Here is a 14,864-nt window from a genome sequence, read left to right as displayed (position 1 = left end):
GCCTCCTCGATGCTTCACGCTAGCGTTGCCGGAGAAGACGGAAAATCATAATGTTTCTAACCGAACGTTCGAAAATCTAGAAAGGTTAGAGCGGGTGGACTCACGGCAGCTTCGGTACTTCGCCGCCATCTACGAGCAGGGCACTTTGTCGAGTGCAGCCGAGACCTGCCGTGTCGCAGTCTCGGCGCTGAGCCACCATCTCGCCAATCTGGAAGCCGAGTTCGGGACCGATCTGTTCGTACGCAAGCCCCGGGGCCTGCGGCCAACGGCGGCGGGAGAGAGACTCTACGGTCACGCCAAGGCGATCCTGAAGGCGATGTCGGCCGCACAGAAGGACATTCGGGAGGCCGGCGACGATGTCTCCGGCGACGTCTCGGTCGGCATGGCATATTCCGCCGTCAAGGCGATCGGCGTCGATCTTTGCCGCCGTATCGTCGACGATTATCCGCGGGTGCGGTTGTCGTTGTCTGAAAGCCTGTCAGGATCGACGCTGCTGCACCTGATGGCCTCGGAGGTCGATCTCGCGCTCGTCTACAACCCGCCGGCCGACCCGCGGCTGAAGACGCAGCCGGTACTCGAAGAGCAGATGGTGCTCGTCGGCACGCGCGAGATCATTGGCGCCAGTGACGCGCCGGTGCTGTTCAACGACATTCTCGACTTGCCGCTGATCCTGTTGCGGCAAGGCATCTCGGCCCGGGCGCTGATGGACGACACCAACCTGCTGAAGAAGATCGAAGGCCGCGCCAAGCTGCAGATGAACTCCGTCCACGCCATCGGGGCGTCACTGGCCGCTGGGCTCGGCTGCGCAATCGGCACCAAGCTTTTCATGTACGAGCATATCGAAAGCGGCCTGTTGCATTTCCGGCCGATCATCGAGCCTGAGCTTTCGCGAACCCTCTACATCTGCGAGTTGGCCGATCGCCCGGCGACCTACGCCCTGGAAACCGTGCGTAACCTGATGGTGGAACTGGTGCGAGGCGCGGTGGTCGATGGCCGCTGGGAAGCCAGGATTGCCAAGTAGGCTCATTTCCGCTCATCGCGCACGGCAGCTGGCCGCTTTGTTGAGGTGCCGGCGCTCGTGTAGCTCGAATCCGCGCTGTACATGATCTTTCGCGAACAGGGTAAGACCCGCGCCGACCTGATGCGCTTACTCGATTGTAAGCGTGAACACGTGGATAGACTGTTCAGGCTCGACCACAACTCGCGCCTCGACTCCCTTGAGGATGCTTTCAGGGCGCTTGGTGTTCCGTTGCGGTTCGATATGCCATTTCCACATGCGGAAGCAGCCTGACAGGGAACCCCCGCCCCGGCAGGGTCTTTCTTTGCCCGGATGCGGATGGGAAAAGCACCAATCCTGTCAGCGGTTCAGAGCTTGCGAGCTAGCACCAGCTTTCCTTGAACCCTCGCCATTCGTGCGCCAGCCCCTTGCTGATCAGCTCCGCACCAACCTCGCGCTCGCCAACGCGGATCGTGGCCAGGGTGCGCCCGTAACGATCCTTGCCGTTGCGCTCGATGGTGAATGCACGGCCGTCGAGCGCGCGCCGGAGCTCATCTCGCGCCTGAACGGCCATCCGCCTTTCGCGGTCGCACGAGCCGTTCATCTCGGGCGCGTTGAAGCCTTCGAGGCGAATCTTCTCACCCCTCACCCAGATCGTGTCCCCATCGACTACGCAGTTGATGCGCTTGCCGCTGCCGCAGATCGGCATGGCGATGGTGTGGCCGGCCGAGACGATCGATGCAGCATCAACCCGGCGTTCCTCAGGCGCGATCTTCCATCCGATGATCCCGGCACCGGCAAGCGCCGCGCAGAAGCCCACAAAGAATACCGGCGGTTGTCCGAACATGGCAGCCTCCCACTTCGGAGCTCATTGTCGATCATGCGAGTTACGAAGTCGGAAACTGAAACGGTGGAATGTGCGGCAATTGCCTCAGGTCGCGTCAAATCCATCGAAAGGATAATACGCGGCGGATGCGCAGAGTTCAGACTGCCCGGTAGGGTTCGCCCACCGGCATGAGGTGCTCAAATGAGCAGGACACCAGAACCCTCAGTAAAGCGTCGCCAATGCTCTCGCGGCCATGACCAGTCGCGAAGGTCAACTTCTTGCTATCCTCAAGAAACTCTAGCGGCCTTACCGCCACTGATCCATGCCCCTAGAGCACCCGTATTACGATGGAGCGCGTTTGGCGTGCCTTCATCGCGAATGAATCAGAGGACGTTGTATGGAACATGTCTGCCAGATGCTCGAAGAGCTGCGCCGCTACATCGGCGACCGGGACGACTTGCGAACCGAACTTGAGGAGGTCGATGCGCTTCTGAGCGTTGCGCTCGAAGAAGTTCGGCGGAAGCTGGCGGCGGACGCGGATCGCCAGTAGCAATGATGTCTGCCACAGCCTCTGCAGCCGGCAGGAGCCGGCATGCAGCCTTGGCGCCGAGTGAACGTCTTTATTGGCGATCTGCTCGCCGTTGGTGCGATCGGTCGTGGTGCAGGCAGCGAGCGAGAGCATCGCCGCTGCTGCAGTGAACAGCAAGCGCGTGGCATTTGCCCTTCATGGGATTGCCCAGAGCCGCGGGCGGCCCGGGTTCATGCGAGCGTGCCGAGCGGACCCTGGCACACGTCGAAGGACGGCAGACCTTGGCTGCATATTCGTTGTGATTGGAAACCTTCTTCACGCCCCGATCCGGGGACCAGCGCTGTCACGAGTCACGGCGGCGACGAGCGCTGATGAGCCCCGCTTGTGTCGCGTGGCCATGGTGTTCCTTTCACCCGGCGCTTGCCGGAAAGGGTTCGTTGTTGTTGATTATCGCACTGTCAGAGAAAGGTATGAGGAACCGATCAATGCAGTTGCATATGCGAGGTGTGGAACTGGTGGTCGAACTGCAGGATGCTGCCGACCGGGCGCATGAACTGACGCCATCGGAGATCAGACGTCTCCTCTTGGAAACCGCGTCAGTTCTCGGCGACTTACTGAAGCGGGACCTTCCCGCCAGACAACCCCATCGTTAACCGCGTCTCGGCGCTCACCGGTCGCTGCTTGGAACAAACCAGACTGTGGGCGGTTGGTGGGGCGGCAGGACTGCAGCCCTGCCGTATATCCCCTCAAAACTTGGCCGGCCTTCGTGCCGGCCCTTTCTTGTTAAGACCTGCTGCTGGCTTTGGGTGGCTGAAGCGCTCGTCTCGTTCCGGAGCGGTCTGCCGGGGGCCGGCATGGCGGCCGCAAGGTTCCGGTTTGGATAACCGTTATGTGCCGCAAGTTCTTCCATCTTGCGGCTACCACCACTCTGCAGCGTCGCGTCTGCGTTGTTTCTTGAGCAAGGGGGCTGGAACAAAACGCATGGTTTCTGGTTGGCGAGCGCGGACTTCCACTGGCCCTGCCGATACCCAACCTCCTGACTCGCTGGCCGGCTCAACGCCGGCCGTTCTTTTGTAGTGTCGCATACGCAACCCTTTCAGCCAATCGGCGTTGAGCGATCGTCCCTATGCATCTTCGGGAGGAATGCCATCATGAGGCTGCATCTGCCAGTCACGGTTACCGTTGGGCTATCCGGTTCTCGGGATCTGCTTACAATCGGTGATCTCCTCGATTTCCTCGACGAATGGCCGCCAGCACGGCGTGGACCGATTCGCGAGAACGTCCGCCGACTATGTCTCGCAGCGCTGGCGCAGGAGGTGTCCGCAGAGGAAGCCCGCGAAGCGTTCGTCGCTTTTGCGAGGATGATGAATGTCCTTGAGCCAACGTTCGATCCGGTACCTGGCTATGACATGCACAGCACTGCCGTTCGACGTTAACGCGTAGCTATCGGAACCGTTGAGCGACACCGGCCGTCGGCGGATTCATCGAGGGCGCTTTTGCCACTGCGCGATAAGAAAAGCCAGCTCCGGACTATGGTTCACTTTCCACGATGGTTGTCGTGGCGAAGTCCGGCGCGGCAACAGACGCACAGGCACAGTCGATGATGGCGGTTTCCCGCCGGGTCGACCACTTCCCCCAGACGAGCACGCGGTGAACGCATCCGCCTCGATGAGGCGGATGCGTTCAGGGGCCAGTGCCCCTTCTGGCTCAGTCCAGGCGTTTCCAGACGACCTCGACATGGCCGTCGCCGATCGTTGTCATAGGATTGGTGTAACGCCAGACGTCGCCCTCCACGCTGGATTCGCGACGCTGCTTTTCGCCCTCCCAGTTCGGAAACGTGCTGACCTCGACATTGAAGGTCACGGTCTGGTTCTCTTCGTCGACCTCGTAGGTCCCATACAAAGCATTCGATCCCTTTCCGATCGCGGTGTATTCCTCGGCCGTACCTTGCATGCGGTTGTTGCCCGCATAGAGCGGGAGGCTGGAGCGGGTGATGATGTTCACGAATCGACCGTTCGGATCCATGATCTGGATTCCTCGCGGTTTCTCGCCGAACAGCTCGACCTTCTTGTCGGGCTGGTGGACCCTGAGCGAGACGAGCGACCATGTTCCCACGACCTGCTCCTTCAGGCTCCTGACATCGCTTGCAGCGGCGGAATGGCACGCTGCGAGAAGTGAAATCGCTGAGGCAGCGAAGAGAGTGCTTTTGCGTTCCATTGGTGTTCCTCCTGTAATGCACGGAAAGCACGCGAAGCCTGCTCTGTCTTCCGGTGGGACGCATGTATTCGCGCTGCAATTTTCCTCTAATACGGGTATAATTTCGGCTGATCGCATGCGTGCGAGGGAGGAATGAATACGGCAAGACGATATCGGTTCGGCTCCTTCGTTCTTGATATGGAACGAATGGCGCTCACTGAAGGTGAACACCAGATCGAGCTGCGGCCGAAGGCATTCGATACGCTGCGTTTCCTTGTCGAGCACTCCGGTCGCCTGGTCACCAAAGATGAACTGGTAGCCGTCGTGTGGCCCGATGTGATCGTAAACGACGATGCGCTTGCTCAATGCGTGCGCGACGTTCGCAAAGCGCTCGGCGACGATGATCATTGCTTGATCAAGACAGTGCCGCGACGCGGCTATCTTTTTGCTGGAGGCGTCACTGAGGAAAACGACGGGCATTTTCCGCGCCCGATGTCGCATCCCCTCTGGCGTCGACCTCTGGTGGCGCTTACGGCTCTATTGGCGCTGGCGGCGGTTGTGGCCGGCATGGCATGGACGCACTTCGCTGCTGATGTCAGCAGCGCGGAAGGGCGTGATCCCAGACCCTCTGTCGCCGTCCTGCCATTCCGAACCAGCACCGAAAGCGATGTCGACGCCTGGCTGGGCGAAGGCGTCGCTGAGGATGTCATCATGGCGCTGTCGCGTTTCCGTGACATTGCGGTTATCGCCCGCAATTCGAGCTTTCGGTTCGACACCGACGACGATCTGGCTCGTATCCGTGAGGGGCTTCGCGCTGACTTCCTGCTGCAGGGGAGCCTGCGGCGGAACGGCGATGAACTGCGTCTCGCTGTCCAGCTTGTCGACCTGGAGACCGGGGTCAACCGCTGGACAGAGCGTTTCGACCGTCCTTGGGGCGACGTCTTTGCAATTCAGGAATCGATCGCCTCGGATGTCGCTGCACAACTTGCAGCACAAACAAGAAATGCGGCGGTCATCCGCTCGCAGGGCAAGCCGCCGGCGGTGCTGGACGCCTATGATCTGGTCTTGCGCGGTCGCAAGGCTCACCTGACCTTCAGCCATGAAGGCGCGGTCGAGGCGCTCGAACTGGCGCGGCGCGCGGTTGCGTTCGATCCAAACTACGCGGTCGCCTGGGAGCTTCTCTCCCAGCTCTTGATTCAGTTCTTTATTCAACCCTACGACGAACGCCGGGGCGATCTCGCCGTACTGGCGGAGGCAAGAGCCGCAGTCGCAAAATCGGTGCAGCTAGACCCGCATTACTCCACCGCGCGCGCCGGGCTCGGAGCCCTGATCGCTCGTGAGGGCGATTTCGACACCGGTCTCGCGGAACTGCGCGAGGCCCTGCGCCTCAACCCAAACGACGCCTCCACGCTTGGAACATATGCCGATACGCTGGCGCGTGCTGGCCTTCACTCTGATTCCCTTGCGGCCTGGAATGAGCTCGAACGGCTTGATCCGGCCGGAACGCCTCTGGCAGCGGCACTGAAGTCGCGCGCGGAGTTCTTTACGGGTAATTACGACGCGGCACTGGCCTCTGCACGTAAGTGCGCCGCTGTCGCGCCGAAGCTCCAGCCCTGCCTGCTGTTCCTGACGATCGCTGCTTCTGCCGCAGGAGAAGCGGAGGAGGCGATAGCGGCCGCTGGCCGCCTCATCGATCTCAATCCCAACTTCTCGATAGCGCGCCATTTTACCATCATTCCATTCCGCAACCCTGCCGACGTGGAGGCGATGGCGGTCCACCTGCGCGCCGCCGGTCTGCCGGACTGAGGCCTGAGAGCCAACCACTGCTGTTCACTTATCGCCTTTGGAGCCGGACCTTCCAGACCCGGCCTCCAATGCGCCGAGAGGTTTTGCGCGCCCTATGTGGTCGTATACGCCCCACTGTTTCGCCACCAGCTCGGGGCATTCGAGAGAGGTGAGCGGCGTTCTATTTCGTCCAACAGACAGCCACATATCTTCCGCATTCGCTTGTCGGTCCCGAAGGTTGAAGTGAGCGCTTCTCACGCTGGAAACCGTCAATAGTTTGTTCCAGCACAAACACGAAGGCAGCGTGAAGGCGTAGGTTTTCCCCATCGACAACGATGGATCACAAAGGAGAACCGAGATGTTCACGCGCCGCCAGGCACTGATGGGAGCGGCGGCCGCCGCCATGCTGGCCGCGATGCCCCCGATGGCCGCTTTCGCGAACGAAGCCGAGATCGAAGCGCTGCCGCGCGAGCAGGTCACGCTCGTCGCTCCGCCCTTCGTCCATGCACACCAGCAGGCAACCAAGGAAGGGCCGAAGGTGGTCGAGTTCACCATGACCATCGAGGAAAAGCCCGTTGTCATCGACGACGAGGGCACAGTCCTCCAAGGCATGACCTTCGACGGCTCGATCCCTGGTCCGATGATGGTCGTCCACGAGGGCGACTATGTCGAACTGACACTGGTGAACCCCGGCAGCAATTCGATGCCGCACAACATCGATTTCCACGCAGCGACTGGTGCGTTGGGCGGAGGGGCGCTGACGTTGGTCAACCCCGGAGAGCAGGTGAAGCTACGCTTCAAGGCGACTCGCGCTGGCACCTTCGTCTACCACTGCGCACCGGAAGGTCCGATGATCCCCTGGCACGTCGTGTCGGGCATGTCGGGGACGATCATGGTGCTGCCGCGCGACGGGCTGAAGAACGACAAGGGCGAACAGATCACCTACGACAAGGTCTTCTACATCGGCGAAAACGACTTCTACGTCCCGCGTGACGAGGATGGAAACTTCAAGACCTACGAGAGCCACGGGGACAGCTATGCCGATACCCTCGAGGTCATGAAGAGCCTTACTCCGACGCATGTGGTCTTCAACGGTGCCAAGGGCGCGCTGACTGGCGACAACGCCATGAAGGCGCGGGTCGGGGAAACCGTCCTGATCGTCCACAGCCAGGCTAATCGCGACACCCGCCCGCACCTGATCGGCGGCCATGGCGATTATGTCTGGGAAGAGGGCAAGTTCGACAACCCGCCCGCCAAGGACCTGGAGACGTGGTTCATTCGCGGCGGCTCGGCGGGAGCGGCGCTCTACACCTTCTTGCAGCCGGGCGTGTACGCCTACGTAAACCACAACCTCATCGAGGCAGTGGAACTCGGAGCGACCGCGCACTTTCTGGTCGAGGGCGACTGGAACGACGACCTGATGAAGCAGGTCGAGGCTCCCGGCCCGATCCCCACTCACTGACTGCAAGGCGGCCCGGTCTCGCTCCGGGCCGCCACCCCTTCGAGAACCGCTATGCCACATCACCTCATCGACGTTCTGGTCGGCGCGGCTGCTGCGCTTGCCGTGCCCGCCACCGCGGCCGGAATCGCCCACCACGCCTCCATGGCCGCCGACATCGCGGAGACGGTTGAGATCAGGACCGTCACTCTGGACTTCCCAGCTCCGGGAGAATTCCTGACCAGGGGCGTTCCGACGGCACCCACGGTTGAACCACTCAAGGTGAGCGCCTTCCGCATCATGAAGCAGCAGGTCGGCGCCGCGGCGTATGCCCTGTGCGTCGAGGACGGTGCCTGCGATCCGGCCGACGGCCCGATCCGGGTCGGTCAGGACGTGCCTGTCACCGGGGTAAACTACCGCGACGCGACCGCGTTCGCCGCTTGGTACTCGCATAAGACAGGATACCCGTGGCGGCTTCCGACCGCGGACGAGGCAGCGGCCGCCGCGGGTGAGCGCTTCGCAGGAGACGCCTTCTCCGCCGCGGCCGAGAATCCGGCCAATCCGGCGGTCGCCTGGCTGCGCCGCTACAGGGAAGAATCGGCGGCTAAGCGCCCGGCCGATCCCGCCGTCAAGGCGCGCGGCTTCTACGGCGCTAACGCGAACGGCATCGATGACTTCGGCGGCAATGTCTGGGAGTGGACGTCGACTTGCTATGCTCGGACGACGCTCGCTCCGGACGGTTCCGTCGAGTCCCGTACGGACAATTGCGGCGTTCGCGTCCTGGAGGGGCTTCACCGGGCCTACATGTCGAGCTTCGTGCGCGACGGCAAGAGTGGCGGGTGCGCGGTGGGCACGCCCCCGGAGCATCTCGGTTTTCGGCTCGTCCGTGACGACACTTCCTTGGCCCATGTCAAGCTTGCCGCCGCGCGCCTGTGGGACAGGGCGGCAGGCTTTTGATGACGGCTGGAGCTGCCAAATTGGTCACGGAGGTAATCGAGAATCCAAACGTGCCGGAAGCGAGGCCGGCTGAGGCCGCGTCGATGCTGCGGAGGCCGTCCTTCGCAAGGAGACAACCAAATGAGTAGTCACGTCCGCAGAACTCCATCCCACCTCGTCCAGCCTTTCGAGAACATGCCGTCGCTCGTCGAAAGGCTTCGGCGAGAGCTATCGGAAGCGCGCCTCGACTGCGGCTGCCAGGAGACAGCAAACAAAATGCTCGACCGTGTCGACGCCGAGGACGAACTGGTGCGGCGGGGTTCGGGACTCGCTGACGCAAGGCGCATGCGCGACGCCATCGTCATCGTGCTCGCTCTTCTCGGAGAACTGGACGAGTTGATGCCTGACGAGCCCGACGGCTCCGCATTCATGGAAATCGCCGACCTGTTCGCTGACGTATCCGGCTTCGCGGCGGCCGGCGCGCAGGCAGCCCGGAAGGCTGCGGGAGGAGGCCGATGAGCGCCGAGGCCGCTTCAGCAGGGACCGACAGGTCGGTCCTTCGCACCCTGCGCAGAGCCGGCGACACGACGCGAGACGGGCGGGGCCGCGTGACAAGCATGCCGCCGATACTCCAGTACGGGTTCCGACCGTTTTTCTTCCTGGCCGCCCTCCACGCGGGCGTTGCCATCCCGGCATGGCTGTCGATGTACTTTTCCGGACAGGCGCTGCCAGGACCATTTCCCGGCCTTCACTGGCATGCCCACGAGATGGTCTTCGGCTACCTGCAGGCCGTCGTCGCAGGATTCGTTCTGACGGCCATCCCGAACTGGACGGGTCGGCTGCCTCTGAGCGGCTGGCCGCTGGCCGCGCTGGTCCTGCTGTGGACGGCGGGGCGTGTGGCCTGCGCCGGTCTTCCTGACCCCTTTGTGGCGATGGCCGTCGACGTCACATTTCCAGCCGTTCTGGCTTTCGCCGTCTGGCGGGAAGTCGTGGCCGGCCGCAACTGGAAAAACGCGCCCGTAGCCGTGATGATCTCGCTCTTCGGGATGGCGAACGTACTTGACCACGCCGCAAACCTCGATCTCGTCGCTCAGGGCGTGGGCCTTCGCCTCGCCCTGGGCTCGATCGCCATGCTCCTGGCTCTGATTGGCGGCCGCATTGTTCCGAGCTTCACACGCAACTGGCTCGTCAAGCAGCGCTGCATCAAGCTGCCCGCGAGCTTCGGTCTGCTCGACAAGGTGGCCCTGGCCACTACCGCCGCCGCCTCCACGGCTTGGGTCGTCGTGCCGGACGAGACCTTCACCGGATTCGCGCTTATCCTCGCAGGAATGCTGTTGGGCGCACGGCTGGTGCGCTGGCGCGGCCACAGAACGGCTGTCGAGCCAATCGTGGTCGTCCTTCATGTCGGCTATGGCTGGCTTGCCGTGGCCTTGGCATTGCTGGGATTGGCATCCGTCGCGGGAACCCCTGAAAGTGCCGCATTGCACGCGCTGACTGCCGGGGCGATCGGGACGATGACTCTGGCTGTCATGACCCGTGCAAGCCTTGGCCATACCGGACGCGAGATCGTCGCAGACCGGACGATCATCGCCATGTACATCACGGTCACCGTCGGAGCGGCGCTGCGGGTTGCAGCGCCCTTCGCCGGCGACTGGTATGCTCCGGTGCTGATTGCAGGCGGAGCACTGTGGAGTACGGCTTTCATGCTGTTTGCCATCCGGTACGCGCCGATCCTATGGGGTCGCCGCCGCGGGTTGTGATGCATTGAGCCGCCAACCGGCAGTAAATTGGGTATTGAAAATACCATTTAAAGCGCTAGCCTGCACTGCGAGGCTGGCGCGTGCGACCAGCCAGTCCAAGGCACATGATGAGGAGGTCATGACCCAGGACAGCGACAACACGCTCTCGATGCCGCAGGCTCCGCGATCGAAGGTCAGACGGCGGGAATTGCTCGCGTTCCTCGCGCTTGCCTTCGGGATCTGGCCAATCGTGGCCGTGGGCGTGGTCGGCGGTTACGGCTTCCTCGTGTGGATGTATCAGATCGTCTATGGGCCGCCCGGCCCTCCGGGAGGCTGACGATGTCCAACCGCACTGTAGTGACACGTAGATCATTCCTCACAGGCGCGTCCGTGGCCCGGCATCACATATCAAGCGCCGTCGTCGTGGCTTTTCCCGAACAGCGCGAGCAACTCGCAATGCAGCTCGCGGAAATCGCCGGCGTGGAAGTCCATGCCGACGAAGGCAGCCGCATCGTGGTGACGATCGAGGGATCGAGCAGCGGCATGCTCGGCGAGACGCTGGTCCGTATTTCTTCGATGGACGGCGTGATCTCGGCGAACATGGTGTTCGAGCATATCGACGAACAGGAGGGGCACGCGACATGACGACTTCGATCACGCGCCGCGAACTCCTGAAGGCACACGCTGCCTCGCTGGCCGCTGCTTCCGCGGGCATCGCGCTACCCGCGGCTGCCCAGCCGGTGCCAGGCGGCGTGGAGGCGCTGGAGATCAAATGGTCGAAGGCGCCCTGTCGTTTCTGCGGCACCGGATGCGGCGTGATGGTCGGCGTCAAGGACGGTCACGTCGTTGCCACCCACGGCGACATGCAGGCCGAAGTCAATCGCGGCCTGAACTGCGTGAAGGGCTACTTTCTCTCCAAGATCATGTACGGCGAGGACCGTCTGACGACCCCGCTGATGCGCAAGCGCGGCGGCGTCTACGACAAGGACGGCGAGTTCGAACCCGTGTCCTGGGACGAGGCCTTCGACCTGATGGCGGAAAAGTGCAAGGCGGTGCTCCGCGAGAAAGGGCCGGAGGCCATCGGCATGTTCGGCTCGGGCCAGTGGACGATTTTCGAGGGCTACGCCGCCACCAAACTGATGCGGGCAGGTTTCCGCTCCAACAATCTCGACCCCAATGCCCGCCACTGCATGGCGTCGGCCGCGGTGGCCTTCATGCGCACCTTCGGCATGGATGAGCCGATGGGTTGCTACGACGATTTCGAGCACGCCGACGCCTTCGTGCTGTGGGGCTCCAACATGGCGGAGATGCACCCGATCCTGTGGACCCGGGTCGCCGACCGCAGGCTCGGCCATCCGCACGTACGCTGCGCGGTGCTGTCGACCTTCACCCATCGATCAATGGACCTCGCCGACATACCGATTGTCTTCAAGCCAGGCACCGACCTGGCGATCCTGAACTACATCGCCAACCACATCATCCAGACGGGACAGGTCAACGAGCAGTTCGTCCGTGATCACGCCGTCTTCATGAGCGGTGCGACCGACATCGGATACGGGCTTCGTCCCGACAACCCGGTGGAGGTGGCGGCCAAGGGCGCCCAAGACCCGGGAAAGACTGAGCCGATCGACTTCGACGCATTCAAAGCCATGGTCGCCGACTACACGCTCGACATGGTGTCGGAACTCTCTGGCGTTGAGCCTGAGTTCCTGGAGGAACTGGCCGAGCTCTACGCCAATCCCGACGTGAAGGTCATGTCGCTTTGGACGATGGGCTTTAACCAGCATGTCCGGGGCGTGTGGGCCAATCAGATGGTTTACAACATCCACCTTCTCACCGGGAAAATCTCTGAGCCCGGCAATAGCCCGTTCTCGCTGACGGGCCAGCCTTCGGCCTGCGGCACCGCGCGCGAGGTCGGCACCTTCGCGCACCGACTGCCCGCCGACATGGTGGTGACCAACCCGGAACACCGTCACCATGCCGAGGAAATCTGGCGGCTGCCGCACGGGCTGCTTCCGGAAAAGCCCGGCTTCCACGCCGTCCAGCAGGACAGGATGCTGCACGACGGCAAGCTCAATTTCTACTGGGTCCAGGTCAACAACAACGTCCAGGCCGCACCCAACAGCTCGAACGAGACGTATCCGGGCTATCGCAACCCCGATAACTTCATCGTCGTCTCCGACGCCTATCCGACCGTCACCGCGGTATCGGCCGATATGATCCTACCGGCCGCGATGTGGGTTGAAAAAGAAGGGGCTTACGGCAACGCCGAGCGACGGACTCACGTCTGGAGACAGCTTGTGAACGCCCCGGGTGAGGCTCGCTCGGACCTGTGGCAGCTCACCGAATTTGCCAAGCGCTTCACCACCGACGAGGTGTGGCCGGCCGACCTCCTCGAAGCCAATCCGGACTACAAGGGCAAGACGCTGTTCGACGTCTTGTTCCAGAACGGCAAGGTGGACCGCTTCCCGCTTTCGGACCTCGATGCCGAGTATGAGAACCGCGAATCCCGGGAATATGGTTTTTATCTTCAGAAAGGTCTGTTCGAGGAATACGCCGAATTCGGACGTGGCCATGGACACGACCTCGCGCCCTTCGACACCTACCACGAGGTGCGTGGCCTTCGCTGGCCCGTCGTCGACGGCAAGGAGACGAAATGGCGCTACCGTGAAGGTTTCGATCCCTACGTGAAGCCGGGCGAAGGGGTGAAATTCTACGGCAGGCCCGATGGCAAGGCCGTCATCCTCGCCGTGCCCTATGAGCCGCCGGCTGAATCTCCAGACGACGAGTTCGACGTCTGGCTGGTGACGGGACGTGTGCTTGAGCATTGGCATTCCGGCTCGATGACCATGCGGGTGCCGGAGCTCTACAAGGCGTTCCCGGGTGCAGTCTGCTTCATGAACGCCGACGACGCTCGCCGGCGCGGCATCAACCAGGGGGCCGAGGTGCGCGTGGTCTCCCGGCGCGGGGAGATCAGGGTCCGCGTGGAGACGAGGGGGCGCAACCGCATGCCTCGGGGCGTGGTCTTCGTTCCCTGGTTCGACGCGAGCAAGCTGATCAACAAGGTGACGCTCGACGCCACAGACCCGATCTCCAAGCAGACGGATTTCAAGAAATGCGCGGTCAAGATCATCCCCGTCTGACGCGTCGTGTGCGCGCCATCCTCGTCGCGGTGCTCGCCGTCGCGGCCGGCTCGGCGGCATTCGCGCAGATGAGCGCCGAAATCGTTCCGCCGCTCACCGGAGCGGGTCAGCCCATGGAGGAAGTACCCGCCGGACCGATCCCGAAGTGGACCGTCGACGACATCCGCAGGATGCGGGCTTATCCGGACCAGCCTCCGGTGATTCCACATTCGATCGAGGGCTACCAGCTTTCCGTCAATACGAACCGCTGCGTGTCATGCCACAAGCGCGAGTTCACGGAAGGCTCGGGCGCGCCGATGATCAGCGTCACGCACTACATGACGCGCGAGGGACAGATGCTCGCGGACGTTTCGCCGCGCCGGTACTTCTGCACGGCCTGCCATGTCCCCCAGGCGGACACCGCGCCGCTCATCGGCAACACCTTCACCGACATGAGCGAGCTGGGCGTCGGCCACGCGGGGGACGAATAGATGTGGTCACGCCTGAAGGCGTTGGTCGCCTGGGCATGGGGCATCGTCGCAACTCCAGCCGCGACGCTCAGCCTCGGCTTCCTGACGCTTGGCGGCTTCCTCGGCGGTGTGATCTTCTGGGGCGCGTTCAACACCGCCCTTGAGCTAACCAACACGGAAGAGTTCTGCATCTCCTGCCACGAGATGGAAAACAACGTCTATGAGGAGCTGACGCGGACCGTCCACTTCTCGAACCGTTCGGGTGTGCGCGCGTCCTGCCCGGACTGTCACGTGCCGCACGAGTGGACCGACAAGATCGCCCGTAAGATGCAGGCGTCGAAGGAAGTCTGGGGCAAGATCTTCGGCACAATCAACACACGTCGCAAATTCCTCGACCACCGCCTCGAACTCGCCCAGCACGAGTGGGCGCGGCTGAAGGCCAACGACAGCCTTGAGTGCCGCAACTGCCATTCGTCCGTGGCGATGGACCTCTCCAGGCAGACCGAGCGCGCCGCGACGATCCATACGCGCTACCTCCTGTCCGGCGAAGCGACCTGCATCGACTGCCACAAGGGCATCGCGCACGAGCTGCCGAACATGGAAGGGGTGGATCCAGGCTGGAAGGTTCCCCCAGAGCTCCAGGGGGACGAACTGCCGCAGGCGTCTGTGTTCGACAGGCTGGAGCGGCTGGCCCATTCCCCGCACCGGACCATGTGGAGCCTGGACGAAGAGCTGTCCGCCATGTCCATGGATTCGATTGCCTCTGCCCGGGGCGGAACCAGCTCCGCCGGAGCAGCTGCCGAGTAAGTGTCTCCGCCTGTCAATG

General features: G+C 62.7%; 14 protein-coding genes and 2 pseudogenes. 13 read left to right on the top strand and 3 right to left on the bottom strand.

The features are described from left to right. Positions 1–94: 94 nt before the first annotated feature. On the top strand, positions 95–1,021 hold the full coding sequence (locus ACVJNE_RS20330; RefSeq protein WP_499568548.1) for a LysR family transcriptional regulator: 927 nt from the start codon (positions 95–97) through the stop codon (positions 1,019–1,021). 358 nt (positions 1,022–1,379) lie between these two features. Here ACVJNE_RS20330 and ACVJNE_RS20325 read toward each other — a convergent pair whose 3' ends face one another. Together ACVJNE_RS20325 and ACVJNE_RS20320 are read right to left on the bottom strand one after the other, a co-directional pair. After that, positions 1,380–1,844, bottom strand: coding sequence for a thermonuclease family protein (locus ACVJNE_RS20325; RefSeq protein ID WP_244649365.1), 465 nt, complete (start codon positions 1,842–1,844; stop codon positions 1,380–1,382). A gap of 307 nt (positions 1,845–2,151) precedes the next feature. Continuing rightward, the gene (locus ACVJNE_RS20320) at positions 2,152–2,505 is read right to left on the bottom strand and encodes a hypothetical protein (protein WP_499568546.1); all 354 of its coding nucleotides are present in this window, start codon (positions 2,503–2,505) and stop codon (positions 2,152–2,154) included. Between the two features lie 998 nt (positions 2,506–3,503). Here ACVJNE_RS20320 and ACVJNE_RS20315 point away from each other — a divergent pair. Beyond that, positions 3,504–3,788 (top strand): DUF982 domain-containing protein, encoded by a 285-nt coding sequence (locus ACVJNE_RS20315; protein WP_499568544.1) that lies wholly within the window; start codon positions 3,504–3,506, stop codon positions 3,786–3,788. A 271-nt stretch (positions 3,789–4,059) separates the two neighbouring features. On the opposite strand, the gene ACVJNE_RS20310 is transcribed toward ACVJNE_RS20315, so the two are convergent. Beyond that, positions 4,060–4,569, bottom strand: a complete 510-nt coding sequence (locus tag ACVJNE_RS20310; RefSeq protein WP_499568542.1) for a lipocalin-like domain-containing protein — start codon at positions 4,567–4,569, stop codon at positions 4,060–4,062. 132 nt (positions 4,570–4,701) lie between these two features. On the opposite strand from ACVJNE_RS20310, the pseudogene ACVJNE_RS20305 reads away from it, so the two are divergent. From ACVJNE_RS20305 to ACVJNE_RS20255, 11 genes and pseudogenes are all read left to right on the top strand, one after another. After that, a pseudogene (locus ACVJNE_RS20305) lies at positions 4,702–4,935 on the top strand (winged helix-turn-helix domain-containing protein); the annotation flags it as partial. A gap of 135 nt (positions 4,936–5,070) precedes the next feature. Continuing rightward, the gene (locus ACVJNE_RS20300; RefSeq protein WP_499568727.1) at positions 5,071–6,354 is read left to right on the top strand and encodes a hypothetical protein; all 1,284 of its coding nucleotides are present in this window, start codon (positions 5,071–5,073) and stop codon (positions 6,352–6,354) included. Positions 6,355–6,691: 337 nt separating this feature from the next. Then, positions 6,692–7,795 (top strand): copper-containing nitrite reductase, encoded by a 1,104-nt coding sequence (gene nirK / locus ACVJNE_RS20295; RefSeq protein ID WP_499568540.1) that lies wholly within the window; start codon positions 6,692–6,694, stop codon positions 7,793–7,795. Between the two features lie 51 nt (positions 7,796–7,846). Beyond that, positions 7,847–8,728: a formylglycine-generating enzyme family protein gene (locus ACVJNE_RS20290; RefSeq protein WP_499568538.1), complete on the top strand. Its 882-nt coding sequence runs from the start codon at positions 7,847–7,849 to the stop codon at positions 8,726–8,728. A gap of 120 nt (positions 8,729–8,848) precedes the next feature. Then, positions 8,849–9,226: a hypothetical protein gene (locus tag ACVJNE_RS20285; RefSeq protein ID WP_499568536.1), complete on the top strand. Its 378-nt coding sequence runs from the start codon at positions 8,849–8,851 to the stop codon at positions 9,224–9,226. Further along, on the top strand, positions 9,223–10,467 hold the full coding sequence (locus ACVJNE_RS20280) for an NnrS family protein (RefSeq protein ID WP_499568534.1): 1,245 nt from the start codon (positions 9,223–9,225) through the stop codon (positions 10,465–10,467). The genes ACVJNE_RS20285 and ACVJNE_RS20280 overlap by 4 nt, the downstream gene beginning before the upstream one ends. Positions 10,468–10,615: 148 nt before the next feature. Further along, entirely contained in the window at positions 10,616–10,783 is a 168-nt protein-coding gene (gene napE, locus ACVJNE_RS20275) for a periplasmic nitrate reductase, NapE protein (RefSeq protein WP_499568726.1), read from the top strand. Between the two features lie 2 nt (positions 10,784–10,785). Beyond that, a complete protein-coding gene (locus tag ACVJNE_RS20270) occupies positions 10,786–11,091 on the top strand; it encodes a chaperone NapD (RefSeq protein WP_499568533.1) in 306 nt (101 codons plus the stop codon). After that, entirely contained in the window at positions 11,088–13,589 is a 2,502-nt protein-coding gene (gene napA, locus ACVJNE_RS20265) for a periplasmic nitrate reductase subunit alpha (RefSeq protein ID WP_499568531.1), read from the top strand. Before ACVJNE_RS20270 ends, napA begins: the two co-directional genes overlap by 4 nt. After that, positions 13,562–14,059 carry a nitrate reductase cytochrome c-type subunit gene (locus ACVJNE_RS20260; RefSeq protein ID WP_499568529.1) on the top strand — a complete coding sequence of 166 codons (498 nt, stop codon included), beginning with the start codon at positions 13,562–13,564 and terminating at the stop codon, positions 14,057–14,059. Before napA ends, ACVJNE_RS20260 begins: the two co-directional genes overlap by 28 nt. Next, positions 14,060–14,743: pseudogene (locus tag ACVJNE_RS20255) on the top strand (cytochrome c3 family protein); the annotation flags it as partial. Positions 14,744–14,864: the final 121 nt, after the last annotated feature.

The sequence above is a fragment of the Mesorhizobium sp. DxT genome (genome assembly GCF_058448885.1).
Note: the sequence above shows the minus strand (reverse complement) of the source record. Positions and strands in the feature narration are given on the sequence as shown.

What these genes read in the sequence shown, in the direction of transcription:
- ACVJNE_RS20325 (WP_244649365.1), bottom strand. Translation starts at nt 1,844, where the DNA reads ATGTTCGGACAACCGCCGGTATTCTTTGTGGGCTTCTGCGCGGCGCTT.
- ACVJNE_RS20320 (WP_499568546.1), bottom strand. Translation starts at nt 2,505, where the DNA reads ATGCTCTCGCTCGCTGCCTGCACCACGACCGATCGCACCAACGGCGAG.
- ACVJNE_RS20315 (WP_499568544.1), top strand. Translation starts at nt 3,504, where the DNA reads ATGAGGCTGCATCTGCCAGTCACGGTTACCGTTGGGCTATCCGGTTCT.
- ACVJNE_RS20310 (WP_499568542.1), bottom strand. Translation starts at nt 4,569, where the DNA reads ATGGAACGCAAAAGCACTCTCTTCGCTGCCTCAGCGATTTCACTTCTC.
- nirK (WP_499568540.1), top strand. Translation starts at nt 6,692, where the DNA reads ATGTTCACGCGCCGCCAGGCACTGATGGGAGCGGCGGCCGCCGCCATG.
- ACVJNE_RS20290 (WP_499568538.1), top strand. Translation starts at nt 7,847, where the DNA reads ATGCCACATCACCTCATCGACGTTCTGGTCGGCGCGGCTGCTGCGCTT.
- ACVJNE_RS20285 (WP_499568536.1), top strand. Translation starts at nt 8,849, where the DNA reads ATGAGTAGTCACGTCCGCAGAACTCCATCCCACCTCGTCCAGCCTTTC.
- ACVJNE_RS20280 (WP_499568534.1), top strand. Translation starts at nt 9,223, where the DNA reads ATGAGCGCCGAGGCCGCTTCAGCAGGGACCGACAGGTCGGTCCTTCGC.
- napE (WP_499568726.1), top strand. Translation starts at nt 10,616, where the DNA reads ATGCCGCAGGCTCCGCGATCGAAGGTCAGACGGCGGGAATTGCTCGCG.
- ACVJNE_RS20270 (WP_499568533.1), top strand. Translation starts at nt 10,786, where the DNA reads ATGTCCAACCGCACTGTAGTGACACGTAGATCATTCCTCACAGGCGCG.
- napA (WP_499568531.1), top strand. Translation starts at nt 11,088, where the DNA reads ATGACGACTTCGATCACGCGCCGCGAACTCCTGAAGGCACACGCTGCC.
- ACVJNE_RS20260 (WP_499568529.1), top strand. Translation starts at nt 13,562, where the DNA reads ATGCGCGGTCAAGATCATCCCCGTCTGACGCGTCGTGTGCGCGCCATC.